At 74.7% G+C, this 24,731-nt stretch carries 24 protein-coding genes; 14 read left to right on the top strand and 10 right to left on the bottom strand.

The features are described 5' to 3' along the window. Positions 1-53: 53 nt before the first annotated feature. Positions 54-872 (top strand): alpha/beta hydrolase family protein, encoded by an 819-nt coding sequence (locus ACPFP2_RS05065; RefSeq protein ID WP_424086575.1) that lies wholly within the window; start codon positions 54-56, stop codon positions 870-872. A gap of 56 nt (positions 873-928) precedes the next feature. Then, entirely contained in the window at positions 929-2,155 is a 1,227-nt protein-coding gene (locus tag ACPFP2_RS05060) for an ABC transporter substrate-binding protein (protein ID WP_424086573.1), read from the top strand. A gap of 69 nt (positions 2,156-2,224) precedes the next feature. On the opposite strand, the gene ddaH is transcribed toward ACPFP2_RS05060, so the two are convergent. After that, a complete protein-coding gene (gene ddaH, locus ACPFP2_RS05055) occupies positions 2,225-3,058 on the bottom strand; it encodes a dimethylargininase (protein WP_424086571.1) in 834 nt (277 codons plus the stop codon). Between the two features lie 59 nt (positions 3,059-3,117). Here ddaH and ACPFP2_RS05050 point away from each other — a divergent pair, with 59 nt between their 5' ends. Together ACPFP2_RS05050 and ACPFP2_RS05045 are read left to right on the top strand one after the other, a co-directional pair. Beyond that, on the top strand, positions 3,118-3,576 hold the full coding sequence (locus tag ACPFP2_RS05050) for an Lrp/AsnC family transcriptional regulator (protein ID WP_088976642.1): 459 nt from the start codon (positions 3,118-3,120) through the stop codon (positions 3,574-3,576). Between the two features lie 130 nt (positions 3,577-3,706). Further along, positions 3,707-4,663 carry a zinc-binding dehydrogenase gene (locus tag ACPFP2_RS05045; RefSeq protein WP_424086568.1) on the top strand — a complete coding sequence of 319 codons (957 nt, stop codon included), beginning with the start codon at positions 3,707-3,709 and terminating at the stop codon, positions 4,661-4,663. 24 nt (positions 4,664-4,687) lie between these two features. Here the strand turns inward: ACPFP2_RS05045 and ACPFP2_RS05040 are convergent, their stop codons facing one another. The 3 genes from ACPFP2_RS05040 to mobA form a co-directional block, all read right to left on the bottom strand. Then, on the bottom strand, positions 4,688-5,794 hold the full coding sequence (locus ACPFP2_RS05040) for a T3SS (YopN, CesT) and YbjN peptide-binding chaperone 1 (protein WP_424086566.1): 1,107 nt from the start codon (positions 5,792-5,794) through the stop codon (positions 4,688-4,690). 90 nt (positions 5,795-5,884) lie between these two features. Next, positions 5,885-6,139 carry a DUF6457 domain-containing protein gene (locus ACPFP2_RS05035; protein WP_424086564.1) on the bottom strand — a complete coding sequence of 85 codons (255 nt, stop codon included), beginning with the start codon at positions 6,137-6,139 and terminating at the stop codon, positions 5,885-5,887. After that, complete coding sequence (gene mobA, locus ACPFP2_RS05030; protein ID WP_424086563.1) at positions 6,136-6,789, bottom strand: molybdenum cofactor guanylyltransferase; 654 nt, start codon at positions 6,787-6,789, stop codon at positions 6,136-6,138. Before mobA ends, ACPFP2_RS05035 begins: the two co-directional genes overlap by 4 nt. A gap of 148 nt (positions 6,790-6,937) precedes the next feature. Here mobA and fdhD point away from each other — a divergent pair, with 148 nt between their 5' ends. Next, on the top strand, positions 6,938-7,792 hold the full coding sequence (gene fdhD, locus ACPFP2_RS05025) for a formate dehydrogenase accessory sulfurtransferase FdhD (protein WP_424086562.1): 855 nt from the start codon (positions 6,938-6,940) through the stop codon (positions 7,790-7,792). A gap of 5 nt (positions 7,793-7,797) precedes the next feature. Here fdhD and ACPFP2_RS05020 read toward each other — a convergent pair whose 3' ends face one another. Next, positions 7,798-8,850 (bottom strand): DUF4192 domain-containing protein, encoded by a 1,053-nt coding sequence (locus ACPFP2_RS05020; RefSeq protein WP_424086561.1) that lies wholly within the window; start codon positions 8,848-8,850, stop codon positions 7,798-7,800. A gap of 173 nt (positions 8,851-9,023) precedes the next feature. On the opposite strand from ACPFP2_RS05020, the gene ACPFP2_RS05015 reads away from it, so the two are divergent. From ACPFP2_RS05015 to ACPFP2_RS04995, 5 genes are all read left to right on the top strand, one after another. Then, positions 9,024-9,938: a fructosamine kinase family protein gene (locus ACPFP2_RS05015; RefSeq protein WP_424086559.1), complete on the top strand. Its 915-nt coding sequence runs from the start codon at positions 9,024-9,026 to the stop codon at positions 9,936-9,938. Continuing rightward, the gene (gene moaA / locus ACPFP2_RS05010) at positions 9,935-10,948 is read left to right on the top strand and encodes a GTP 3',8-cyclase MoaA (protein ID WP_424086557.1); all 1,014 of its coding nucleotides are present in this window, start codon (positions 9,935-9,937) and stop codon (positions 10,946-10,948) included. The genes ACPFP2_RS05015 and moaA overlap by 4 nt, the downstream gene beginning before the upstream one ends. 3 nt (positions 10,949-10,951) lie before the next feature. Further along, positions 10,952-11,197: a MoaD/ThiS family protein gene (locus tag ACPFP2_RS05005; protein ID WP_424086556.1), complete on the top strand. Its 246-nt coding sequence runs from the start codon at positions 10,952-10,954 to the stop codon at positions 11,195-11,197. 13 nt (positions 11,198-11,210) lie between these two features. Next, on the top strand, positions 11,211-12,458 hold the full coding sequence (locus tag ACPFP2_RS05000) for a metallophosphoesterase (protein ID WP_424086554.1): 1,248 nt from the start codon (positions 11,211-11,213) through the stop codon (positions 12,456-12,458). Positions 12,459-12,552: 94 nt separating this feature from the next. Then, a complete protein-coding gene (locus ACPFP2_RS04995) occupies positions 12,553-15,747 on the top strand; it encodes a UvrD-helicase domain-containing protein (RefSeq protein WP_424086552.1) in 3,195 nt (1,064 codons plus the stop codon). A 101-nt stretch (positions 15,748-15,848) separates the two neighbouring features. Here ACPFP2_RS04995 and ACPFP2_RS04990 read toward each other — a convergent pair whose 3' ends face one another. After that, positions 15,849-16,637, bottom strand: coding sequence for a prepilin peptidase (locus ACPFP2_RS04990; RefSeq protein ID WP_424086551.1), 789 nt, complete (start codon positions 16,635-16,637; stop codon positions 15,849-15,851). An 11-nt stretch (positions 16,638-16,648) separates the two neighbouring features. Beyond that, positions 16,649-17,632, bottom strand: a complete 984-nt coding sequence (locus tag ACPFP2_RS04985; protein WP_424086549.1) for an EamA family transporter — start codon at positions 17,630-17,632, stop codon at positions 16,649-16,651. 294 nt (positions 17,633-17,926) lie between these two features. On the opposite strand from ACPFP2_RS04985, the gene ACPFP2_RS04980 reads away from it, so the two are divergent. Continuing rightward, the gene (locus ACPFP2_RS04980) at positions 17,927-18,403 is read left to right on the top strand and encodes an LppU/SCO3897 family protein (RefSeq protein ID WP_424086959.1); all 477 of its coding nucleotides are present in this window, start codon (positions 17,927-17,929) and stop codon (positions 18,401-18,403) included. Between the two features lie 140 nt (positions 18,404-18,543). Continuing rightward, positions 18,544-19,785: an ATP-binding protein gene (locus ACPFP2_RS04975; protein ID WP_424086547.1), complete on the top strand. Its 1,242-nt coding sequence runs from the start codon at positions 18,544-18,546 to the stop codon at positions 19,783-19,785. Between the two features lie 10 nt (positions 19,786-19,795). Here ACPFP2_RS04975 and ACPFP2_RS04970 read toward each other — a convergent pair whose 3' ends face one another. Then, positions 19,796-20,341 carry a GNAT family N-acetyltransferase gene (locus tag ACPFP2_RS04970; RefSeq protein WP_424086545.1) on the bottom strand — a complete coding sequence of 182 codons (546 nt, stop codon included), beginning with the start codon at positions 20,339-20,341 and terminating at the stop codon, positions 19,796-19,798. 134 nt (positions 20,342-20,475) lie between these two features. On the opposite strand from ACPFP2_RS04970, the gene ACPFP2_RS04965 reads away from it, so the two are divergent. Beyond that, the gene (locus ACPFP2_RS04965; protein ID WP_424086543.1) at positions 20,476-21,021 is read left to right on the top strand and encodes a DoxX family protein; all 546 of its coding nucleotides are present in this window, start codon (positions 20,476-20,478) and stop codon (positions 21,019-21,021) included. A gap of 203 nt (positions 21,022-21,224) precedes the next feature. Next, complete coding sequence (locus ACPFP2_RS04960; protein ID WP_424086541.1) at positions 21,225-22,670, top strand: glycosyltransferase 87 family protein; 1,446 nt, start codon at positions 21,225-21,227, stop codon at positions 22,668-22,670. Between the two features lie 306 nt (positions 22,671-22,976). Here the strand turns inward: ACPFP2_RS04960 and ACPFP2_RS04955 are convergent, their stop codons facing one another. Further along, positions 22,977-23,411 carry a molybdenum cofactor biosynthesis protein MoaE gene (locus ACPFP2_RS04955; protein WP_088976659.1) on the bottom strand — a complete coding sequence of 145 codons (435 nt, stop codon included), beginning with the start codon at positions 23,409-23,411 and terminating at the stop codon, positions 22,977-22,979. Continuing rightward, positions 23,405-24,664: a molybdopterin molybdotransferase MoeA gene (locus ACPFP2_RS04950; protein WP_424086538.1), complete on the bottom strand. Its 1,260-nt coding sequence runs from the start codon at positions 24,662-24,664 to the stop codon at positions 23,405-23,407. Before ACPFP2_RS04950 ends, ACPFP2_RS04955 begins: the two co-directional genes overlap by 7 nt. Between the last annotated feature and the right edge of the window lie 67 nt (positions 24,665-24,731).

Here is a 24,731-nt window from a genome sequence, read left to right as displayed (position 1 = left end):
GTGGGACCGGTCACCGCCGCCACCCGGCGGTGCGGCGCGCTACCGTCGCCGACATGCCCGCCGACCCGCGCGCCGTGCTCACCCGCCCCGCGCCACCCCCCGACCTGACCCTGGCCTACGGGGACCACCCGGACCAGATCGTCGACCTGCGTCGCCCCGCCGGCGACGGCCCGCTCCGGCCGTTGGTCGCGATCCTGCACGGCGGCTTCTGGCGGGCCGAGTACGACCGCACCCACACCGGCCCACTGGCCGCGGCGCTGGCCGGGCTCGGCTGGCCGGTGGCCCAGGTCGAGTACCGGCGCACCGGGCAGCCGGACGGCGGCTGGCCGGGCACCCTGACCGATGTGCTGGCCGGGGTGGCGGCGCTGCCCGGGATGGCGGTCCGGGCCCTGCCCGGCCGAGTGGCCGCCAGTCCGCCGCTGCTGCTCGGCCACTCGGCCGGCGGGCACCTCGCGCTCCACGTCGCGGCGCACGCTCCGGACGCCGTACGCGGGGTGCTGGCGCTGGCCCCGGTCGCCGACCTCGCCGAGGCGTACCGGCTGGACCTGGACGCCGGTGCGGTGGCCGCGCTGCTCGGGGGCGGCCCGAGCGAGCACCCCGACCGGTACGCGGCCACCGATCCACGGGCATTGGTACCCCTGCCGACACGGACAGTAATTTGCCATGGTGTGCGGGATCGGCAGGTGCCGGTGGCGATGAGCCGGGACTACGTCGCCGCCGCACGGGCGGCGGGCGGCGACGTCACCCTGGTTGAACTGCCGGAATGTGAGCACTTCGGCCTCATCGATCCGGATTCGGCGGCCTGGCCGCAGGTCAGGGATGCGTTGCAGTCGCTCTGGAAAGATCAAGAGCCATTGACGCAGCGTCGCTAAGCAGGTAGAACGCCGGAGGGGCGGTGACGCCCGGCAACGCTCCCGGAAGGATTTCGGTGTCGCACATGAACCGCAGGCGCGCCCTTCAACTGCTGGCCGCGCTCGGTACCACCGGGCTGGTCGCCGGCTGCGGCACCGACGACGACGGCGGCGAGACGGTCGCGGACGGCTCCCCGATCAAGATCGGCCTCATCGCGCCGGAGAGCGGCACGGGCAAGGCCGTCGGCCAGGAGATGGTCAACGGCTTCGAGCTCTACCTGTCGATGCACGACCAGCGCCTGGGCGGGCACCCGGTGACCCTGGAGAAGCGGGACGAGGGCGACACTGCCAAGGCCGGCCAGGCCGCCGTCAACGACCTGCTCAAGCAGGGCGTGCTCGCCCTCACCGGGGTGGCCAACCCGGTCGTGATGTCGGGCATCCGCGACATCGTGGAAAAGGCCCGGGTGCCCCTGATCGGGTCGAACGCCTCACCGGTCAGCCTGCAGAGCGTGGTCTACATCTGGCGCACGTCGTACGTGCTGGACGAGCCGGGCCGGGCGCTCGGCGGGTACCTCAAGGAGCGGATGCCGCCCGGCAGCCGGGTGGTCGTCATCGCTCCCGAGGGCGGCGGCAGCCTCGACGTGGTGCAGGGCTTCCGCCAGGCCTTCGGCGTCGACGACCCGCGGCTGGCCGGCGAGCCGATCTGGGCCAAGTCCTCCGCCAACCCCGGCGAGAACACCTACGCCGACGACATCCGCGCGGCGCTGAACCGCAACCCCGACGCGATCTTCTGCCACTTCACCGGCCAGGCCGCGATCCAGTTCATCCGGCAGCTGCGCCGCACCCGGCCGGCCTACACCGGGCCGCTCTACGCCCCCGGCTTCCTGACCGAGGGCAACGTCCTCAACGAGGTACGCGGGGTGCTGCTGGACGACGACGACAACCTGCTGCCCGGGACGATCCAGACCGCGTCGAACTACTCGGCCGACCTGAACAACGCCGCCAACCGGCTCTTCGCCTCGGCGTACCGCAAGACGTACAACGTCTCCCCCAGCACCTACGCGATGGCCTCGTACGATGCCGCGCAGGTGCTGGACAAGGCGATCCGGCTGGCCGGGCCGGACCCGACCCCGCAGCAGGTCAACCTAGCCCTCGGCAAGATCGGCCAGATCGACAGCCCGCGCGGGGTGTGGCAGTTCAACCAGCCGCGCACCCCGCAGCAGAAGTGGTACCTGCGCACCGTCCAGCTCGACGGGCGGCTGCTCTCCAACGTGATGGTCAGCGAGGTCGCCACGCTCGGCTGAGCGCCCCCGTACGCCGAAGGGCCGGCCCCCGCCCGGGGCCGGCCCTTCGCACGTCGAAGCCGGGACGCGTCAGTGGCGCAGCTCGGCGATGCAGCACTTCACGCTGCCGCCGCCCTTCTTCACCTCGGCCAGCTCGACCGGCACCGGGTGGTAGCCGGCCGCCTTGAGCTTGCCGGCCAGCCGGGTGGCCTCGCTGTTGAGCACGACGTTGAGCCCGTCGCTGACCAGGTTCAGGCCGAAGGCCAGCGCGTCCTCGTCGTCGGCGAGCACCGCGTCCGGGAAGAGCTGGGTGAGCACCCGCTGGCTGGCCGCCGAGAAGGCCCCCGGGTAGTAGACGACGTTGGTGTCGTCGATCGAGGCCAGCGCCACGTCCAGGTGGTAGAAGCGCGGGTCGACCAGGCGCAGCGAGACCACCGGCCGGCCGAGCGCCTCCTGCGCCTCGGCGTGTGCCGGCAGCTCGGTGCGGAAGCCGTGGCCCGCGAGGATCAGGCCGCCGTGCGCCTCCGGCAGGTACGCGAAGTCGCCCTCACCCTCGTTGGTCTCGCTCGGCGCGATGAACCGCCAGCCCTGCGACTCGTAGAAGGCCCGGTGCGCGGCGGCCTCGGCGGTCCGCTGCTCGTGCTTGAACCGGGCGCCGTAGACCGTGCCGTCCACCACGAAGGCGCCGTTGGCCGCGAAGACCATGTCCGGCAGCCCCGCCTCGGGGGTGAGCAGGTGCACGTCGTGACCGAGCCCGACCAGGGTCTCCCGCAGGCGGTCCCACTGCTTGACCGCCAGCTCCGCGTCGACGGGCGTCGTGACGTCCATCCACGGGTTGATCGCGTACTCGACGGCGAAGTGCTCGGGCGAGCACATGAGATATGTCCGCTTTCGCGGGACTCGCTGCTGGTTCACGGTGACCAAGAGTAGGTAGCGTAGAACTTTGGTAACAGCCATAACTCTTGCTTTATGAAGGCGGAACGTTGCAGATAGACGCGGTAGACCAGCGAATCATTGCGTTGCTCGTAGCAGACGCCCGCGCCTCGTACGCGGACATCGGGACCCGGGTGTCACTCTCCGCTCCGGCGGTCAAGAGACGGGTCGACCGGCTGCGCGCCGCCGGGGTGATCCGCGGGTTCACCGCGGTGGTCGACCCGGCCGCCGTCGGCTGGACCACGGAGGCCTTCGTCGAGCTGTTCTGCGCCGGCCGGACCACACCCGCCCAGATCGGGGTGGCCGCCCGACGGCACCCCGAGGTGGTCGGGGCGTACACGGTCTCCGGGGAGGCGGACGCCCTCGTACACCTGCGCGCGGCCGACATCTCCCACCTGGAGGAGGCGCTGGAACGGCTGCGGGCGGAGTCGTTCGTGACCTCCACCCGGAGCACCATCGTGCTGTCCCGGCTCGTCGAGTCCCCCGGCGTCGGCCCGTCCACGACCTGACCCCTTGACCTGAAGTCGACGTCAGGTTGTCGAATGGGGCCGGTCGTCCCCGTCGGCCGCACCGCCGCCCCGGCGGCGCCGGCCCCTCGGGGCGGTGCCGGGACGCGACCGGAGGAGCTGAGGAGGAGCCGTGCGGGCGGTCTGGTTACGGGAGTTCGGCGGGCCGGAGACGCTGACGCCGGGGACGGCGCCCGACCCGGCGCCCGGGCCCGGACAGGTGCTCATCGAGGTGGCGCACGTCAACCTGACCTTCGTCGAGACCATGTTCCGGGCCACCGGGTTCGGCCCGTACCGCGCCCCGCTGCCGCTGATCCCCGGCAACGGGGTGGGCGGCGTGATCGGCGCGGTCGGCCCGGATGTGGACCCGGCGCTGGTCGGCCGGCGGGTGGTCAGCGGCACCGGCGGGTACGGCGGGTACGCCGAGCGGGTGGTGGTCGAGCGGACCGCGCCGGTCGAGGTGCCGGACGGGCTGGCGCTGGACGAGGCGGTGGCGCTGCTCGCCGACGGTCGTACCGCGCTGCTGCTGACCGAGGCCGCCGCCCCGCGTACCGGGGAACGGGTCCTCGTCGAGGCGGCGGCCGGCGGGGTCGGCGGCCTGCTGGTGCAGCTCGCGCGGCGGGCCGGCGCGCGAGTGGTCGGGCTGGCCGGCGGCCCGCGCAAGACGGCGCTGCTGCGCGACGCCGGGGTCGAAGTGGTGGCGGACTACACCGCCGGGGACTGGGCCGACCGGGTACGGGCGGCCACCGGCGGAGTGGACGTCGTCTTCGACGGGGTGGGCGGCGACATCGGCCGATCCGCGTTCGACCTGCTGGGCGCGGGTGGCCGCATGGTCAGCTTCGGGCTGGCCGGCGGGTCCTGGGCCGACGTGCCGGACCGGCTCGCGGCCGAGCGGGGCGTGACCCTGCTGCGGCCCACGGCCGGGCCGGACGAGCTGCGCGCCCTCACCGCCCGGGCGCTGGCCGAGGGCGCGGCCGGGCGGCTGCGCCCGCTGATCGGGCAGCGGTACCCGCTGGAACGGGCCGCCGAGGCGCACGCCGCGATGGAGTCCCGGGCCACCGTCGGCAAGACCCTGCTCGACGTCGGCTGAGCCCGCCGGCCGGCGGAGCGGCGGTCAGAGATACATGCCGGTGCGGTGGTCGGACTCCGCCGCCGGGCGGCTCGGCTTGTCGCCCTCGCCGAAGAACCGCTTACCGCCGAACTCCCCGTGCAGCCGGTCGTCCAACTCGTCGGCCAGCCCGGTCATCACCTGCACCGCGAGCATCAGGTGGGTGGCCTGGAAGTTCCGGCCGAAGACGGGGATGGACGCCCAGACGGTGTCGTCGGCGCAGTAGAGCCGGCCGATCGGCATCCGGTTGGTCAGCTCGGAGAGCTTCACGTAGAGGCGCTCGGTCGGCTCGACCTCGGTGAGCACCGGGGAGAAGACGTCGACCAGCGGCGGGTTGTCGCGTACCCGGACGAAGACCATGGCCGACCCGGCGCGGATGTTGATGTCGCCGTCGGAGTCGACCTGGAGCGCGTCGGACTTCGACTTCAGCATGGTCGACACGACCGTGCGGACCCGCTCCTCCAGGGCCAGGACGTCGTTGTCGCCGCCCTGCGCGGTCGCCGCCGCGGCCAGCGCCTCGTCCAGGTCGGCCTCCACGTCCCGGTCGGGGCCGAACTCGCTGCGCGCCGTGCCGAGCGGTTCGACCGGCAGCGACTCGCCCTGCGCGTCGTGCACCAGGTAGACCAGGAACGCCGGGTGCGGGGCGCCGTAGACGTCGCGCAGGGTGCGGGAGAGCAGCGCGGCGAGCTTGCTCGCGTCCTCGGTCGAGCCCTCCAGGCCGAAGTCCTCGCCCGAGCCGGCCAGCACGCCGGGCGGCGACCAGCCCAGCGCGATCATGTCCGCCACGGCGGCCCGGTCCAGCCGGTAGCCCTGCGGCAGGGTGGCGTTGCCGACGGCCCGGGCGACGACCCGGCCCTCGGCCACGTCCACGCTCACCGAGTAGACGGCGTCCCCGGTGCCGGAGGCGGTCGGGTCGAGGGTCAGTTCGAGGTGCGCCCCGGCGGGCAGGTCGCGCAGTCGCTCGGCCAGGGCCCGGGCGAACTCCCGCCACGCCTCGGTGACCTTGGCCCGCAGGTCGGCCGTGGTCGGCTCGTCCAGCAGGACCGACTCGTGATGTTCCGGCGCTGCGCCGGGCTGATCACTCGCCGGCTTCGAGGGGTGCTCCGCCGTCATGATCGCCTCCGTCCGTCAAGGTCACCCTACCCACGCCGGCCGGGGAACGAATCCACCGCGACCGGGATCGGACAACCCGGACGGGCAGCCTCACGCGGGGCGTTCGCCGCCCAACTCGACCGGCCACGTCCCGGCCAGCGCGCTCAGCCGGGCCGCCGCCTCCGCCGGGTCCGCGCCGCGCGCGACGGCGATCCCGAGCAGGTACGCGCTGACCGGCGCACCCGGCCGCAGCACCTGGTGCGCCACGTCCTTGGCCAACTCCAGCACCGTCGGCACCGGCACGCCGGCCGGGTCCAGCCCCAGCTCGGCGCAGGCGGCCGTCACCCAGTCGTCCATCACCGTCATTGTGTCCACTCCTCCGCCCGGCGTACGTCCGAGTCAGTGTCGCAGTCGAACCACGGCGGCGGGCCGCTGCCGGTCCACGGCAGCTCGCGCACGGTCAGTTCGGCGAGCAGCTCCCGCATCGAGGCCCCGTCGAGCGTCCCGCCCCGCCGGTCGGTCAGCCGGTCGAGCGCGGCCCGCAACGGCGCCACCCGCCACACCCCGCAGAGCGGCTGCCGCCGCGCCCGGTCGTCGACGAGGCACACCCCGTCGGCGTCCCGGTCGGCGTCCAGCCCGGCGCGGAGGGTGGCGACCGCCTCCCGGGTGAGCAGGGGCAGGTCGGCGGCGAGGAGGGCGACGGTGGTCGTACCGGGGTGCAGCGGGGCGAGGCCGGCCGCGGTGGCGGCCACCGGACCACCGCCGGGCGGCTGCTCCCGGGTCACCAGGACGTCGTCGGGGACCGGGCCACCCGGCCCGACCAGGACGCGCGGGGCGGCGTCGGCGACCGCCGCCAGCACCCGCTCCCGCATGGGCAGGCCGCCCACCGGCACGCCGGGCTTGTCCCGGCCGCCCATCCGCCGGGCCGCGCCTCCCGCGAGCACCACCGCCGCGTACGCCGTCACCCGGTCACCGTATCCGCGCCGCCGTGCCGTCCGGCCTCCGGGACCGGCCACCCGCCACGTCCATTCGGCCGTCCCGCCCCGGTCGCGGCAGGTGGCGGGACCGGCGTACCCGGACCCCGCAATCGGGGAGAAGCCGGCGCGGCCGGATCCGGCGGACGTCGCCGTGCGGGCGGTCGCCGCGGCGGGGCAGGATGGCGGGATGGGACGGGCGACTGACCGGCGGGGCGTGCTCCGGATCGACCTCGACGCGGCGGTCGACGGGCGGGCGGCGCTGCGCCGGCCGGACACCCTGGCGGTGGAGGAGCCGTTGGAGATCCGGGTCGGTCCGGCCGGCCCGGGACGGCGACGCCCGTTGACGGTGACCATGCGGACCCCCGGGGACGACCTGGACCTGGCGATCGGGTTCCTGCTCACCGAAGGGTTGATCCGCTCGGACGAGGACGTCCGCACCGCGCAGCTCTGCGCCGGCGCGCAGACGCCGAACACGTACAACGTGGTGGACGTGGTGCTCGCCCCCGGCGTGCCCGAGCCGGCCACCGACCCGACCCGGAACTTCCACACCACCAGCTCCTGCGGGGTCTGCGGCAAGGCCAGCATCGACGCGATCCGCACCCGGTCCCGCTTCGCCGTCGCGGACGACCCGCTCACCGTCCCCGCCGGACTCCTGGCCGAGCTGCCCGACCGGCTGCGGGCGGCGCAGCGCGCCTTCGACCGCACCGGCGGGCTGCACGCGGCCGGCCTGTTCGACCCCGACGGGGGACTCGTGGCGCTGCGCGAGGACGTCGGCCGGCACAACGCCGTGGACAAGGTGGTCGGCTGGGCGGTACGCCGTCGTCGGCTGCCGCTGGCCGGGCACCTCCTGCTGGTCTCCGGCCGGGCCAGCTTCGAGCTGACCCAGAAGGCGTGGATGGCCGGGCTGCCGCTGCTCGCGGCGGTCTCCGCCCCGAGCACCCTCGCGGCCGACCTGGCCGGGGAGGCGGGGATGACCCTCGTCGGGTTCCTGCGGGGACGGTCGATGAACGTCTACACGGGAGCCCACCGGATCCGACACTGAGCCCGTCAGGACCGGCGGCGGCGGGGACGGCGGCCCCTGCGGCGGACCACCGGGGACGTCTCCCCCACCGCCGGCCAGCCGTCCAGTTCCGACGGGGGTACGCCACGGCGGAGCAGGTCGTCGAGGAGCCGGGCCAGCGAGTAGTCGGGGTGCACGGCCAGGGCCCGTTCCAGCGTCACCGCCGCCAACGCGCCCTGGCCGGCCCGCCACGCGGCGAAGGCCAGCAGGCTGGCCGGCGCGGCGATCAACTCCTCCTCGGCGCGTCGGAGCACGTCGCTCCAGAGGCTGATGTCCTCGTCCCGCCCGTCGGTGCGTTCCCAGGCGTGGTCGCGGACGGGCAGGTGGGTCAGGAGCAGGCTGAGCCAGGCCACCTCGTCGTCGGTCAGCCGCTCGCCCCGGCGGTGCCGGCGCAGGGCGACCCGTACGGCGTCCACCCCGGCGGCCCGGACCGACCGGCCACCGAGCAGGTCGGCGGCGGGGGCCTGCTCCAGCAGGGTGAGCAGCCGCCGCTCGGCGCGTACCCCGGCCCGGCGCATCGCCGCCGGATCGTGCCCCGGGTCGGGCGCGACCTGGGCGGTGAGCGCCGCCCGGTCGGGCAGGGCCACCTGGCCGGCGTAGACGGCTTCCGCGCTGACCCGGCTGCTGCCCGGGTCGTACGGGGTGCCGTCGGGCGGGCAGCAGTCCACCCCGTCGCAGAGGTACGACCAGTACCGCCCGTCGGTGACCCGGAGCGCGTCCAGCACGGGCAGGCCGGCCCCGGCCAGCGCCTCGCGCACCGCGTCGACGGTGGGGGTGACCTGCTCGGGCGGGCCGTACCCGATCACGGTCGCCGCGTCGGCGTCCTGCCGGGCGAGGACGTCGCCGAGGTGCCGGGCGGGCAACCGGGGGTCGGCGCCGGAGTCGGGCAGGTCGGCGCGGGCGGCGAAGACGACCCGCCGGTCCCGCGTCGCCACCACGACCACGCTGTCGGCGGGATGGAACCCGAGCAGGTACGGCACGGCGGCGACGAGGTCGGCGGGGGAACGGACGGTGAGCCGGGGGCGGTCGGTCGCGGTCATGGGGGCAGCGTGCTGTGGCGACGGACCGGCCCGACAGGCCCTGTGGACGACACGCGGTCCATCCACAGACACGGAGAGTGTTCGCCCAGGTCGCGGCGTTGCGGCACGGCACCGGCAGGCGACGGTGGACGCGCCGGGCCACCGACCCGGCCGGAAGCGGATACCTTGCGCTGATGGACCTGGCGTACCTGCGGGCGCACCCGGAACACCTGCCCACCTTCCTCACCCACCAACGGATCCGGGAGACGCCGGTCCCCGGCGGGGACATCTGTGCCGCCTCCCGGCTCACCCTGGACGACGGGCACTCCGTCTTCGCCAAGACCTGGCCGGAGCGGGCCGGCCGCCCGGTGCCGGAGGGCTTCTTCGCCACCGAGACCGCCGGGCTGCGCTGGCTGCGTGCGGCGGGCACGGTGGCCGTGCCGGAGGTGGTGGTGGCGCTGCCCGAGCTGTTGGCCCTGGACTGGGTCGAGCCGGGTGAGCCGTCGCCCGAGGCGGCCGAGCGGTTCGGCCGCGAGCTGGCCGGGTTGCACCGGGCCGGCGCGGACGCGTTCGGGGCGGAGTGGACCGGCTTCATCGGGGCGCTGCCGCAGGACAACACCCCCGACGAGGGGCCGTGGTCGGACTGGTTCGCGCGGCGACGACTCCTGCCGTACCTGCGCAGGTCGGTGGACGGCGGCGCGCTCGGCGCGGCGGAGGCCGCCCTGGTCGAGCAGGTCGTGGCACGGATCGGGGAGTTCGGCGGCGACGAGCCGCCGGCCCGGGTGCACGGTGACCTGTGGCCGGGCAACGTGCTCTGGGGGGCGGACGACCGGGCCTGGCTGGTCGACCCGGCGGCGCACGGCGGTCACCGGGAAACCGACCTGGCCCAGCTCGCCCTCTTCGGCGGCCCGCCGCACCTGGACCGGATCATGGGCGCATACCAGGAGAAGTGGCCGCTCGCCGACGGCTGGCGGGCCCGGGTGCCACTGCACCAGCTCCACCTGCTGTTGGTGCACACCGCGCTCTTCGGCGCGACGTACCGGGACGCGGTCGCCCGGGCAGCCCGCGCGACCCTGGGCGGGCACGGTCGCGCTACGGTCGACGGGTGACCGCCGCCCCGACGACCGACGGCGTCCTCGTCGACCGGTACGGCCGTGTCGCCCGGGACCTGCGCGTGTCGCTCACCGACAAGTGCAATCTGCGCTGCACGTACTGCATGCCGGCCGAGGGCCTGCCCTGGCTGGCCGGGCCGCAACTGCTCACCGACGACGAGATCGTCCGATTGATCCGGGTGGCCGTGGAGCGGCTCGGCGTGACCGAGGTCCGGTTCACCGGCGGGGAGCCGCTGATCCGGCCGGGTCTGGCCGGCATCGTGGCCGCAGTGGCGGGACTCACACCCCGTCCCCGGATCTCGCTCACCACGAACGGCATCGGGCTGCACCGGCTCGCGCCCGCCCTGCGGGACGCCGGGCTGGACCGGGTGAACGTGTCGTTGGACACCCTCGACCGGGAACGTTTCCGCACGCTGACCCGGCGGGACCGGCTGGCCGACGTGCTCGCCGGGCTGGCCGGCGCGGCCACGGCCGGGCTCACCCCGGTGAAGGTCAACTCGGTGCTGATGCGGGGCGTCAACTCCGACGAGGCGCCCGCACTGCTGCGCTTCGCCCTCGACCACGGCTACGAGCTGCGCTTCATCGAGCAGATGCCGCTGGACGCCCAGCACGGCTGGGACCGGGCGACGATGGTCACCGCCGACGAGATCCTCGCCTCGCTGGCCGACGAGTTCACGCTGACCCCCGACCCGACCGAGCGGGGCGCCGCCCCGGCCGAGACGTGGCTGGTCGACGGCGGCCCGGCGAAGGTCGGCGTGATCGCGAGCGTGACCCGGCCGTTCTGCGGCGACTGCGACCGCACCCGGCTCACCGCCGACGGCCAGGTGCGCAACTGCCTCTTCGCCACCGAGGAGTCCGACCTGCGCGACGCGCTGCGCGCCGGGGCCGACGACGCCGACCTGGCCCGCCGCTGGCAGGTCGCGACGCGGGGCAAGCGCGCGGGGCACGGGATCGACGACCCGACCTTCCTGCAACCGACCCGTCCCATGTCGGCGATCGGAGGCTGAGCCGTGGAGCTGACCATCCGCTACTTCGCCGGAGCGCGGGCCGCCGCCGGCCGTACCGAGGAGACCGCATCCGCGGGCCGGTCCCTCGACGAACTCGTCGGTGAACTGGTGCACCGCCACGGCGACCGGATGGCCGCCGTGCTGGCGGTGGCGAGTTTCCTGGTCGACGGCGTGGCCTGTCATGATCGTCGGGCACCGCTGCCGGCCGGGGTCACGATCGACGTGTTGCCCCCCTTCGCGGGCGGCTGAGGAAGAGGCTGGCATGTTGGCGACCCTGGCGTTCGTGGCCACCCTGACCCTGATCACCGGGTTGATCCACTTCTACCTCTGGAAGCGGCTGGTCAAGGACACCACCCGGGTCGGTCGCTGGCGCCGCGTCGGCAGCGTCGCCGCGCTGGTGCTGGCCCTGCTCGTGCCGGCGACGATGGTGGCCACCCGCGCCGCCGGCGCGTTCTGGCTCGCCTGGCCCGGCTACCTCTGGCTGGCGCTGATGTTCTACCTGCTGGTCGTCCTGGTGGTGCTGGAAGTGCCGATGGCGGTGGCGAAGCTGGTGCTGCGCCGCCGGGCGGTGCTCGCCGAGCCCACCGCCGCCGCGCCGGAGCCGGTGCTCGTGGGGGCCGGGGGCAGCGCCGAGCCGCCCGCCGCCGCCGCCGTCGACCAGCCGGACCACGACCCCTCCCGCCGGTTGCTGCTCGCCCGGGGGGCAGCGATCTTCGCCGGTCTCACCGCCGCGGGCGTCACCGGGTACGGCGTCCGCACCGCGATGGGCCCGCCGCAGCTGGACCGGGTGCAGATCCCGCTGGCGAAGCTCCCCCGGAGCATGGACGGCCTGCGCATCGCCACCGTCTCCGACATCCACCTCGGGCCGCTGCGCGGCCGGGAGCACACCGAGCGGATCGTCGCCGCGATCAACCGGCTCGACGCGGATCTCGTCGCGGTCGTCGGCGACCTGGTCGACGGCTCCGTCGCCGAGCTGGGCGGGGCGGCCGCACCGCTGCGCGACCTCCGCTCCCGGTACGGCAGCTTCTTCGTCACCGGCAACCACGAGTACTACTCCGGGGTGGAGGAGTGGGTCCAGGAGGTGGACCGGCTCGGCCTGCGGGTGTTGCAGAACGCCCGGCTGGAGATCCAGGCCCGGGGCGGTGTGCTCGACCTGGCCGGGGTCAACGACGTCACCGCCGCCGGCACCGGCCTGGCCGCCCCGCCGGACTACGCCGCCGCACTGGGTGACCGGGACCCGACCCGACCGGTGGTGCTGCTGGCCCACCAGCCGGTGGCCGCGCGGGAGGCGGCCAGGTTCGGCGTCGACCTCCAGCTCTCCGGGCACACGCACGGCGGGCAGATGGTCCCGTTCGACCTGGCCGTGAAGCTCCAGCAGCCGGTGGTCTCCGGTCTCGGCGAGGTGGACGGCACCAAGGTCTACGTCACCAACGGCGCCGGTTTCTGGGGTCCGCCGGTGCGGGTCGGGGCCCCGCCGCAGGTGACCCTCGTCGAGCTGCGCGCCCCATAGCGCGACCGGGGCGCACAGTCCAGCACCGGATTGCTCAGGTCACGCGTACGCGTGGCGGCGGGCGGGTAGTGGACCGGCCGTGACAGGATGCGGCGTGCCTCCGTTCAGCGCCGCACCCCCCGGTGGCGTCCCGCCGTTCGTCGCGGACCTGCACATCCACTCGAAGTACTCGCGCGCGTGCAGCCGCGACCTCACCCTGCCCAACCTCGGCTGGTGGGCCCGGCGCAAGGGCATCGGCGTGCTCGGCACCGGGGACTTCACCCATCCCGCCTGGTACGACCACCTCCGGGAGTCCCTGCGTCCCGCCGAGCCCGGCCTGTACCGGCTCAGCCCCGAGGTGGAGCGGGACGTGGCCCGCCGGCTGCCGCCGAGGCTGGCCGGCGAGGCGGAGGCCGACCCGGTCCGGTTCATGCTGAGCGTGGAGATCTCCACGATCTACAAGCGCGACGACCGGACCCGCAAGGTGCACCACCTGATCTACCTGCCGGACCTGGACGCGGTGGCGCGGTTCAACGCGGCGCTGGGGCGGATCGGCAACCTGGGCTCGGACGGTCGGCCGATCCTCGGCCTGGACTCCCGGGACCTGCTGGAGATCACCCTGGAGGCCAGCGGCGACGGCTACCTGGTGCCGGCGCACATCTGGACGCCCTGGTTCTCGGCGCTGGGCTCGAAGTCCGGCTTCGACGCGATCGCCGACTGCTACGCCGACCTCGCCGAGCACGTCTTCGCGGTGGAGACCGGCCTCTCCTCCGACCCGGAGATGAACTGGCGGGTCGGCAGCCTGGACCGCTACCGGCTGGTCTCCAACTCGGACGCGCACTCACCGCCCGCGCTGGGCCGGGAGGCGACCGTCTTCGCGACGGACCGGGACTACTTCGCCCTCCGGGAGGCGCTGCGCACCGGGGACGGGCTGGCCGGGACGATCGAGTTCTTCCCCGAGGAGGGCAAGTACCACGCGGACGGGCACCGGCTCTGCGGGGTGAACTGGTCGCCGGAACGGACCCGGGAGGCCGGTGGGCGCTGCCCGGAGTGCGGCAAGCCGCTCACCGTCGGGGTGCTGAGCCGGGTCGAGGAGCTGGCCGACCGGCCGGAGGGGCACCGCCCGGCGCACGCCCGGGAGGTCACCCACCTGGTGCCGCTGGCCGAGATCCTCGGCGAGATCAACAAGGTGGGCGCCCGGTCGAAGAAGGTCGAGGGCAAGCTCAACGAGCTGGTCGCGGCGCTCGGTCCGGAGTTGGAGATCCTCACCCGTACCCCGCTGGACGAGATCGGCCGGGTCGGCGGTGAGCTGCTCGCCGAGGGCGTCGGCCGACTGCGGCGCGGTGACGTGCGCCGGGTGCCCGGCTACGACGGCGAGTACGGGGTGATCACCCTCTTCGATCCGGCCGAGCTGGGCGGCCCCGGTGCGCCGGGCGCACAGGAGACGCTCTTCGACGTACCGGTGCCGGCGCAGCGCACGCCCGGGGAGCCGACGCCGAAGCCGAAGGCGAAGCGCCCGGTGCCGGCGAAGGTCGAGCCGAAGCGGAAGGCCGCGCCGCCCCCACCGCCGCCGATCGCGCCGGCACCCTCCCCGCACGAGCCGTTCGAGCCGATGCTCGCCGGCATGGAGGAGGTCGGCACCGGGCTGCTGGACCGGTTGGACGCCATGCAGCGGGTGGCCGCCTCCGCGCCGGGCGGTCCGCTGCTGATCGTCGCCGGGCCGGGCACCGGCAAGACCCGGACGTTGACGCACCGCATCGCGTACCTCTGCGCGGAGCTGAACGTCTTCCCGGAGCAGTGCCTGGCGATCACCTTCACCCGGCGGGCCGCCGAGGAGCTGCGGCACCGCCTGGACGGGCTGCTCGGGCCGGTGGCCGAGGACGTCACGGTCGGCACGTTCCACTCACTGGGGTTGACCATCCTGCGGGAGAACGCGGCGGCCGTCGGGCTGCCGGGCGACTTCCGGATCGCCGACGAGGCCGACCGGACGGCGGCCCGCGTCGAGGCCGGCGACGACGACGCCCGGTACGCCGCGCTGCTGCGCAAGCAGGACCTGGTCGACCTGGACGAGCTGCTGACCCTGCCGGTCGCGCTGCTGAGGGCCGACCGGAAGCTGGTCCGCGAGTACCGCGAGCGCTGGCGGTGGATCTTCGTCGACGAGTACCAGGACGTCGACGCGGTCCAGTACGAGCTGCTGCGGCTGCTCAGCCCCGCCGACGGCAACCTCTGCGCGATCGGCGACCCGGACCAGGCGATCTACTCGTTCCGGGGCGCGGACGTCGGCTACTTCCTGCGCTTCTCGCAGGACTTCACCGACGCCCGGCTGGTCCGGCTGAACCGCAACTACCGCTCGTCGGCCCCGATCCTGGCCGCCGCGGTGCAGGCCATCGCGCCGTCGTCGCTGGTCCGGGGCCGCCGGCTGGACCCGGCCCGGCTCGATCCGGAGGCCCCGCTGGTCGGTCGCTACCCCGCGGCCTCCGTCTCCGACGAGGCAGACTTCGTGGTACGCACCATCGACGAGCTGGTCGGCGGCCTGTCCCACCGGTCGTTGGACTCGGGGCGGATCGACGGCCGGTCGACCACCCTCTCCTTCTCCGACATCGCGGTGCTCTACCGCACCGACTCGCAGGCCGCGCCGATCGTGGACGCCCTCGCCCGGGCCAACATCCCGGTGCAGAAGCGCTCGCACGACCGGCTCCGGGACCGGCCCGGCGTGATGGCGATCGCCCGCGAGCTGCGGCACGCGGACGGTCTCGGCGGCGGCCTGCCCGCCCGGGTACGCCTCGCCGGCCAGGTGCTCGCCGAGCGCTTCGCCACGCCCACCCTGGACGGCTCCACCGCGGTACGCCCCGAGGACGTCCGGGTGGCGGTCGACCTGCTCACCCCGCTGGCCCGCCGCTGCGGCGACGACCTGGGGCTCTTCCTGTCCCAGCTGGCCACCGGCGCGGAGGTGGACTCCCTCGACCCGCGCGCCGAGGCGGTCACCCTGCTCACCCTGCACGCGGCGAAGGGGCTGGAGTTCCCGGTCGTCTTCCTGGTGGGTGCCGAGGACGGGCTGCTGCCGCTGCGCTGGCCGGGCACCGAGCCGGACGACGACGCGGTAGCCGAGGAACGGCGGCTCTTCTTCGTCGGCCTGACCCGCGCCCAGGACCGGCTCTACGTCAGCCACGCCGCCCGGCGGGTGCGGCACGGCGCGGAGCGCGACTGCCGGCCGTCACCGTTCCTCGACGTGATCGACCCGGGCCTGTTCGAACGCTTCGGCGAGGCGGAACCCCGCCGGCCCAGGGACCGCCAACTCCGCCTCATCTGAGGCCGGATTCACGCCCATGATCGGGTAGCGGAATGTGACACGACACGCCGGCTGGAGTGTCGGGAAACGCTACCCGATCATGTCCGCCGGCCTGCGGCGCTTCAGGCGAGGAGGACGGAGAGCCAGGCGCCGACGAGGATCGCCGGGCCGAACGGCAGCGGTGTGTCGCGGCGTACCCGGCGGGTGGCCAGCAGGGTCAGCACCACGATTCCCTGGAGCAGGTGCGGCAGGAGCAGGCCGAGGCAGAGCGGCGACCAGCCGGACCAGCCGAGCGGCAGCCCGAGCACGGCGGCGAGTTTCACGTCCCCGAAGCCGAGCCGCGATCCGGGCAGGAGGGCCAGCGTCACGTACCCGGCGAGGGACAGCACCGCCCCGACGAGCGCGGCCCCCAGCCGGCCCGGCGTGCCGGCGACCAGCGCGGCCACGACGAGCCCGGCACCACCCGCCACGGCGGTCGCGGCCACCAGCGGATCGGGCAGCCGTCGGCAGGTCAGGTCGACCGCCGCCAGCACCAGCCCACCGGCCGCCACCAGCAGGAACGCCGGCAGGGCCGGGTCCGGGCCGAGAGTGACCGTCAGCCCGCCGAAGACCAGTGCGCCGACGACACCCGCCGAGGCGGTTCCGACCGCCGCGCGGACGTCCGGCGGCACCCGGCCGGCTCCGCACGGCCCGCCCCCGCCGCAGGCACGCCGGATCGGCGCGGCGTGGGCGTTCCTGCCCGACCCGACCCGAGCGCCGGCATCGGCGTGGCAGTGCGCGGACCCATCAGCGTCGGCCGGGTCCCGGGCGGCGGCGGGGAACCGGCGGGCGAGCGCGGGCGCGGCCCGGCCGACCAGGGCCCCGACGGCGGCGCCGAGCAGCGCGGTGACAGTCACCAGGCCGACGGACACGGGTCGGGACGTTACCGGTGGGCGGGCTCCCCGGCTGTCCCGGCGGCGGCCTCCCCGGCCGGACGCCGGGGTCGCTCGGTGCTCACCACCAGCGCCACACCCGCCACGATCACCGCGCCGCCGAGCAGCACCTGCGCGGTGACCGGCTCGGCGACCAGCAGCGCGCCGAGCGCCACCGCCACCGCCGGGTTCACGTAGGCGTACGTCGCGACCAGCGAGATCGGCGCGTGGTGCAGCAGCCAGACGTACGCGGTGAAGGCGACCAGCGAGCCGGCCACCATCAGGTACGCCAGCGCGGCCCAGGACCGGGCGGTCACCTCGGCGGGCGAGAATCCGCGCAGCTCGTCGCGGGCCAGCGCGAGCACGGCCAGCGCGGCGGCCCCGGCGAACATCTCGTACACGGTGGCGACGAAGGGGTCGGCGGGCATCCGCAGCCGGCCGGAGACGAACGAGCCGATCGACCAGCAGGTGGCGGCGGCGACCACGGTGAGCGCGCCGGCCAGCGGCACGGAGTCCGCTCCGCCGCTCGGCAGCACCAGCAGCACCAGGCCGAGGAAGCCGAGGGTCACCCCGGCGAAGGTCCAGCCACGCGGCCGGTCGCCGGTGACCGTTCGCAGCAGCACCACCAGCAGCGGCACGATCGCCACCAGCAGGGCCGCGACGCCGGACGGCACGGCCACCCCGGGCGGGCCGGACTCCGCGAGCACCACCAGCCCGTTGCCGCCGGCCAGCAGCAGCACCCCGACCAGCGCGGCGGAGCCGAGCTGACGGCGGTCCACCCGCAGGGCGCCCGGTCCCCGGCGCAGCCGCAGCACGGCGGCGAGCACCAGGCCCGCCGCGGCGAACCGGAGCGCGGCCGAGGCGAGCGGCGGCAGCGACTCCACGGCGATCCGGATGCCGAGGTAGGTGGAGCCCCACAGCACGTAGACCAGCACGAGCGCGGTCCAGATCAGCGCGGGGGCGGCGGGTGTCGTACGCGAGGAAGGTGAGCTCATCGGTCGACCACGCTACGGTGGCCAGGGTGTCGGCGTCCCGCAGTGGTGGCCGGGCTCTCAGCAGTGAGTACGCAGGAGGCGTGCATGGCGAACTACGGACCGCCCGACGGCCCGCCGCCGCCGTGGGCCGGGCGGCGACCCGACGACGCGTACGGTGCCGGGCCGGATCCGCAGCGGCTGCCCGGGTGGGGTGAGCCGCACACCGGCCGGTCGGACCGGCACCCGACCGGGTACGCCGCCACCGAACCGCATCCGTCCGTCGTCCCGTACCAGCAGGGCGGGCCGGCGGCGTACCTGGGCGACCCGACGCCGCCCCGCCCGAAGCGCCGGGGCCCCCTGGTCGCGGTACTGGCCGTGCTGGCGGCTGTCGTCCTCGGTGGGGCCGGCGTGCTGTGGCTCCTGTCCGGGCGGGAGGAGGCGGCGACGCCGGTGGCGGGCAGCGCCGCGCCGCCGGTGACCGTCGATCCCGTCCGCCCCGGTCCGGGCGGGCCGGCCCCCACCACACCGGCGCCGGCCTCCTCCTCGGATCCGCGGTTCGTCGCGGTGGGGCAGTGCGTCCGCAACGACGGGCCGGCCGGCGGCAGACCGAGGCTGCTGATCGCCGAGTGCGGCTCGGGGACGTACGAGGTGCTGCGCCGGTTCGACGGTGAGACCAGCGGCGAGCGGGACGCCGAGGCCAAGTGCGGCCAGGTGGCGGGCTACTCCGACTGGTTCTTCTACGACAGCGAGTTGGACTCGCTCGACTTCGTGCTCTGCCTCCGGAAGCGCTGACCGGCTCCGTAGCCGAATATCGGGCTGTCTAGCGTGGATGCTAGACAGCCCTAGTTTTGGGTCGAGAGTCGGGGACACGCCGATAGCCCCGTCTATCCATCTCTAGGCCGACGGCTAGACGGCCCGATATTGTGCGATACGTGGATCCGGTCCGCAACCCGTACGCCCCGGGCGCCGGCCAGCGCCCGCCCGAACTCGCCGGGCGGGGGCGGGAGCTGGACGTCTTCGACGTCGTGCTGGAGCGCGTCGCCCGGAGCCGCCCCGAACGCAGCCTGATGCTCACCGGGCTGCGCGGCGTCGGCAAGACGGTCCTGCTCAACACGCTGCGCTCGCAGGCGATCAACCACCTCTGGGGCACCGGCAAGATCGAGGCCCGGCCGGACCAGTCGCTGCGCCGGCCGATCGCCGCCGCCCTGCACATGGCGGTCCGCGAACTGGCGCCCCGGCACCGCGCCCCGGACCGGATCGACGCCTTCCTCGGTGTGCTGAAGGCGTTCGCCCAGCGTGGCACGCCGACCGGGCGGGGAGCCGCCGCCCCGAAGCTGCGCGACCGCTGGCAGCCCGGCATCGACGTGCCGGCGACCAGTGGCCGGGCCGACTCCGGCGACATCGAGATCGACCTGGTCGAGCTGCTCAGCGACGCGGCCGGGGTCGCCGCCGACGTGGGCACCGGGATCGCCGTCTTCATCGACGAGATGCAGGACCTCGGCGCGGAGGACGTCTCCGCGCTCTGCGCGGCCTGCCACGAACTCTCCCAGCTCGGTGCGCCGCTGATCGTGGTCGGCGCCGGCCTGCCGCACTTGCCGGCCGTGCTGAGCGCGGCCAAGTCGTACTCCGAACGCCTCTACCGCTACCAGCGCATCGACCGGCTCGACCGGCTCGCCGCCGACCAGGCACTCTGCGCGCCCGCCGAGCGGGAGGAGGTCGAGTACGAACAGAAGGCTCTCGACCTGCTCTACGAGTCCTCCGGCGGCTACCCGTACTTCGTCCAGGCGTACGGGAAGGCCACCTGGGACCATGCGCCCCGGTCCCCGATCACCGCCGCGGACGTCCGGGTCGCCGCACCCGAGGCGGAGGCCGAGCTGGCGGTCGGCTTCTTCGGCTCCCGCTTCGAGCGGGCCACCCCGGCCGAACGCGAGTACATGCGGGCCATGGCGACGCTGTCCCTCGTGGCGGGGGAGGTCGACGGCGGCGGACGCGACGACATGGACGCCGCCGTGCCGACCGCCGAGATCGCGCGGGCGCTCGACCGGAAGCCAGCCAGCCTCTCCCCGGCCCGGGACGCGCTGATCAAGAAGGGGCTGATCTACTCCGGCGAGCGGGGCACGGTCGCCTTCACCGTCCCGCACTTCGGCCGTTACCTGCGTACCCAGCCGGCCTGACCGGTCAGCCTCAGACCCGCGACCAGGGGGGCGGGAAGACCACCTCACCCGCCGGTGGCGGCGGCTCGCCGCTGACGTCCGGTGGCAGCACCAGCGCCTGCCAGGGCTCGCCGAGCCCCGACCAGGGGCTGGTCAGCCCCACCCGGTCCGCCCGGGTGAAGCCGAACCGCCGGTAGTAGGCCGGGTCGCCGAGCACCACGACGAGCCGCTCGCCCAGTTCGGTCGCCGCCTCCAGCGCCGCCTGCACCACGGCGGCGCCGTGGCCGACCCGCTGCCGGTGCGGGGCCACCCCGACCGGCCCGAGCGCCAGCGCCGGGTACCGGGCGTCGTCGGACTTCACCTGGACCCGGCTCAGCAGGGCGTACCCGACCACCTCGCCGCCGTACTCGGCGACCATGGCCAACTCGGGGATCCAGGCGGGACTGCCCCGCAACTCGTCGACGAGCCCCACCTCGCCCGGCGTCGTGCCGTCCGGACGGGCGAACGCGGCGGCCAGCACACGACGGACCGGGCCGGTGTCGGCAGGTCCCTCGGGGCGCAACCGCAGGGTCGTCACCCGCGCGACGTTACCCGCCACGACCGGTCCATCAGCGACGGTCGCTCGAATCGGCGTGGCGCGGCGTGCATGTCCGCCGATCCGGATCGGCCGTTGTCCGGATAACGGCCGCCCCGGCGGGGTATGACTGATCCATGAAACCCGTGCGCTCCCTCGCCCGCGTCATGTTGAGCGGCATCTTCGTGGTCAGCGGCGCCCGCAACCTCCAGCACCCCGAGCGTCTCGCGCCGACCGCGAAGCCGGTCACCGACCGGGTCGCCCCCCTGATCCAGCGGGCCGCCCCGCAGCTTTCCACCGACACCGAGACACTGATCCGCGCCAATGCCGTCGCGCAGCTCGCCGCCGGCCTGATGTTCGCCACCGGAAGGTTCACCCGGCCGGCGGCGCTGGTGCTCGCCGGCACGCTGGTGCCCACCACGGTCGCCGGACACCCGTTCTGGCAGAACGACGACCCGGCGACGCGGGCCAACAACCAGATCCACTTCCTGAAGAATCTCGGGCTCCTCGGCGGGTTGCTGCTCGCCGCCGCCGACACCGAGGGAAAGCCCGGACTGCGCTGGCGGGCGGGTCACCGCATCGGTCACTCCCGACGCTCCGTCCAGCGCGCGGTCCGTACCGCCCGCCGGGAGGCGAGGATCGCCGCCCTGTCGGCGTCCACCGCCCGGCGACTTCCGGGCTGACCTGCATCAATACGGCCACCACCCCCGCAAGGCCGCGAATCACCTGAACCACTCCACTGGCGTTAACGCGGTGGAAATGTCAAAAACATGTGTGGGATCGGACACGGTCGCATAACGCGGGAGGCATCAACGTGAGGCGCCGTTCTAGGCTCCGTACCGGACCTGGACGGGTAGGACGACCTTGGTACGGGGGTGGCCACGCCATGCCGACGATCGTCGGTAGAGGGCTGGACCGCCTCGCCCCGGTCCATCGCGCAGCGCGTGGGATCGATCGCAGGACAGTCGTACGGGTCGGCATCGTGGCCGCCGTCGCCTATGCCGCATGGCTCGCCATCGGCGCGTTCGGGCGACCGTACAACTTCTTCGACATGAAGATCTACCACGGCGCGGTGGTGTGGTGGGCGAGCGGCCACGAGCTCTACGAGTTCATCGCGCCGACCACCACCCTGGGCTTCACCTACCCGCCCTTCGCCGCCCTGGCGATGCTGCCGATGGCGCGCGTGCCGGTCGAGGCCGCCGGCTGGATCAACGCGGCGGGCAGCATCGGCGCCCTGGCCGTGGTGCTGGCCGCGCTGCTGCGCCCGATCGTCGACCGGCTCGGCTGGTCGCTCTGGTTCACCGTCGGGATCGCCACCTCGATGTCCGTCGCCATCGAACCGGTCCGGGAGACCCTCGGCTACGGCCAGGTCAACGTGCTGCTCTTCGCGCTGATCATGGCCGACCTGGTCGGGCTGCGTTGGCGCTCCCGGCGAGGCACCCACGGCCGGCCCACCGACGGCCCCTTCCTGCGCTTCCTCTACAGCGGAGCGTGGGCCGGCATGGGCATCGGCCTGGCCACCGCCGTGAAGCTGACCCCCGCCCTCTTCATCGTCTACCTGCTGGTCACCCGGCAGTGGCGCACCGCGGCCACCGCCGTCGGCACCACCATCGGTGTCACCCTGGCCACCTTCGGCATGGTCGGCACGGAGTCGCGGGCGTACTTCGCCGGAGTGCTCTGGCAGACCGAACGGGTCGGCGCCGCCGACATGACGCCGAACCAGTCGCTGGCCGGCCTGCTGGCCCGCCTGTACGACTCGATCGAGACGCCCGGCCTGCTCTGGTTGTCCTTCTCGGTGCTGATCCTGGCGCTCGGTCTGTCCCGGGCCGCCACGGCACGCGCCGACGGCGACGAACTGACCGCGTTCACCCTGGTCGGGCTCACCGCCAACGTGATCAGCCCGATCTCCTGGACGCACCACCTGGTCTGGGTCATCCCGGCGATCGTCGTGCTCGCCGACGCCGCGGTACGCCGCCACGAGGCGAGCCGGGGGCCGACCCTGCGGGCCGCCCAGTCGACCGGGTACGGAGGACCGCCCGCGGTTGCCGGGCTGCGCCCGCCGATCTGGTACCCGACGCTGACCGGCCTACGGCACGCCGTCGCGGCGGTCGGGCTCTACCTGCTCTTCCTCGTCTCGCCCATCTGGCCGTACGAGCACCAACTCCCCGAGGTCTCGCACTACCAGGACGGCCTCTTCGGCGCGCTGATGGAGAACTCGCTGGCGCTGGCGCTGATCGTGTTGGTCGCCGCGCTGCCCTGGCGTCCCGGCGCCGAGCCGGCCTTCTACACCGACCGGCTGGCCCGCACCGCCCCCGTCGCCGCCCGCCGCTGACCCACTCCACCGGGCCCGCCCACCCCGCCCACCTGCCGGCAACGACGGCAACGACGGCAACGACGGCAACGACGGCAACCACGACGGCAACAGTTTCACGGAAATAGTGGCTATCCGACGCCGGATGGCCACTATTTCCAGGAAATTGCGCGGCCTGGGCGCGGGGCGTGGGCGGAGCGGTGGGGGTTGGGCGCGAAGTGTGCGCGCGGCCGAAGGGCGCGCAGCGCGAGGTGGGCGGGGGCGCGCGGCGCGAGGTGGGCGGGGGACGCGCGGCGCGAGGTGAGGGGGGCGGGGGGTGGGCCCGAGTCAGGGGCAGTTGACCCATTCCTCGGTGCCGTCGGCGAAGACCTGACGCTTCCAGATGGGCAGCCGCGCCTTGACCTCGTCGACGAGGCGTGCGCAGGCCGCGAAGGCCGCCGCCCGGTGCGCGGTGCTGACCGCCGCGATCAGGGCCGCGTCGCCGATCTCCAGCCGGCCGATCCGGTGCGAGACCGCGACCGCGTACACGTCGGGGTCGGCCGCCACCTCGGCGGCGACCTCACGGAGCACCGCCTCGGCGCTCGGGTGCCCCTCGTACTCCAGCACGGTCACCGGGCGGCCGTGGTCGTGGTCGCGGACGACGCCCTGGAAGGAGACCACCGCACCGGCCCGCCGGTCCGCCACCGCCGCCTCGTGCGCGGCGAGGTCGAGCGGGCGGTCGGTGACGGCGAGGACGGTCACGGACGGATCGGCGGTCACCATGAGCGCTCCCCGGGCAGCAGCGGCAACGGTACGACCGGCACCCGTGCCCCGGCCTCGCCGGTGGTGCCGGGACGGATCACGGCGAAACCGTCCGCGCCGGCCAGCCCGCGCAGCATCGCCGAACCGACGTGGCGCAGCGGGTGCGCGGTGCCGGCGGCCCGGTCCAGCCGGACCAACGCCAGATGGGTGTACGCGCCCCGGCCGGGCACCGGCTCGGCGAGCGTGGCGTACGGCAGCGCCGGCATCGGCCGGCCGGACAGCCCGGCGAGCAGCGGCGCGACCAGGGACACCAGGGCGACGATCGCGGACTGGGGATTGCCCGGCAACCCGGCGACGAAGCGGACCCGGCCGTCGGTGCCGGCCAGCCGGGCCAGCAGCATCGGGAAGCCGGGACGGACCGCGACGGTGTTCACCACGTAGTCCGCGCCCAACGCCTCCAGCGCGGGGTGCAGGTGGTCCACCGGGCCGTGCATGGTGCCGCCGGTGGTGCAGACCAGGTCGGCGTTGGCCAGCGCGCCGCGCAGGGCGGCCACGTGGGCGGGAAGGGTGTCCGCCACCGGACCGACCACGTCGGAGGGGCGCACCTGACAGCCGTACCGGCGCAGCCAGGCCGGCACCGCGGGGCCGAGGGCGTCGCGGACCCGACCCGCGCCCGGCGGGCCGGCGGTCAGCAGTTCGTCGCCGAAGACCAGCAGCGCGGCCCGGGGCTGCCGGCGCACCCGCAGCTGGTCGTGGCCGCAGGAGGCGGCGAGGCCGATCAGCGCAGGGTCGACCGGGGTGCCGGCGGGCAGCAGCTCCTCACCCGCGTGCGCCTCCTCGCCCGGCTCCCGCCACTCCGGCTTCGGCCGGGGCGTGCCGGTGACCCGCCCGTCGGAGGTACGGCTCGACTCCTCGATCCGCAGCACGGCGGTCGTACCCTCGGGGACCATCGCCCCGGTGGCGATCTCGACGGTGGTGCCGTCCACGGTCAGCGGGGCCGGGGTGTTACCGGCCAGCACCCGCCCGATGACGTCCCACGGGCCGGCGCCGCGCACCGCCCAGCCGTCCACGCTGGAGGTGGGAAAGGCCGGCAGGTCGGTCCGGGTGGTCAGCGGCTCGGCGAGGGTGTGCCCGTCGGTCTCGGCGAGCGGCCGGCCGACGGCCGGGAGCGCGGCGGCCAGGCCGACCGCGTACACCCGGGAGCGGGCCTCCTCCCAGCCGGCCGGCGGGGGTACGGCGGCCTCTGCCGTCGCGGCGGCGGTTTCCGTGCTCACCGGGCTGGCCTCCGTTCGGTCCGCGACGCGGGACCTCGCTCCGCGCTCCCGGCGAGCCTATCGCCCG

Source organism: Micromonospora citrea (assembly GCF_049629545.1).
GTDB lineage: Bacteria > Actinomycetota > Actinomycetes > Mycobacteriales > Micromonosporaceae > Micromonospora > Micromonospora citrea_A.
The sequence above is the reverse complement of the archived record's forward strand: the minus strand, read 5'-3'. Positions and strand labels throughout refer to the sequence as shown.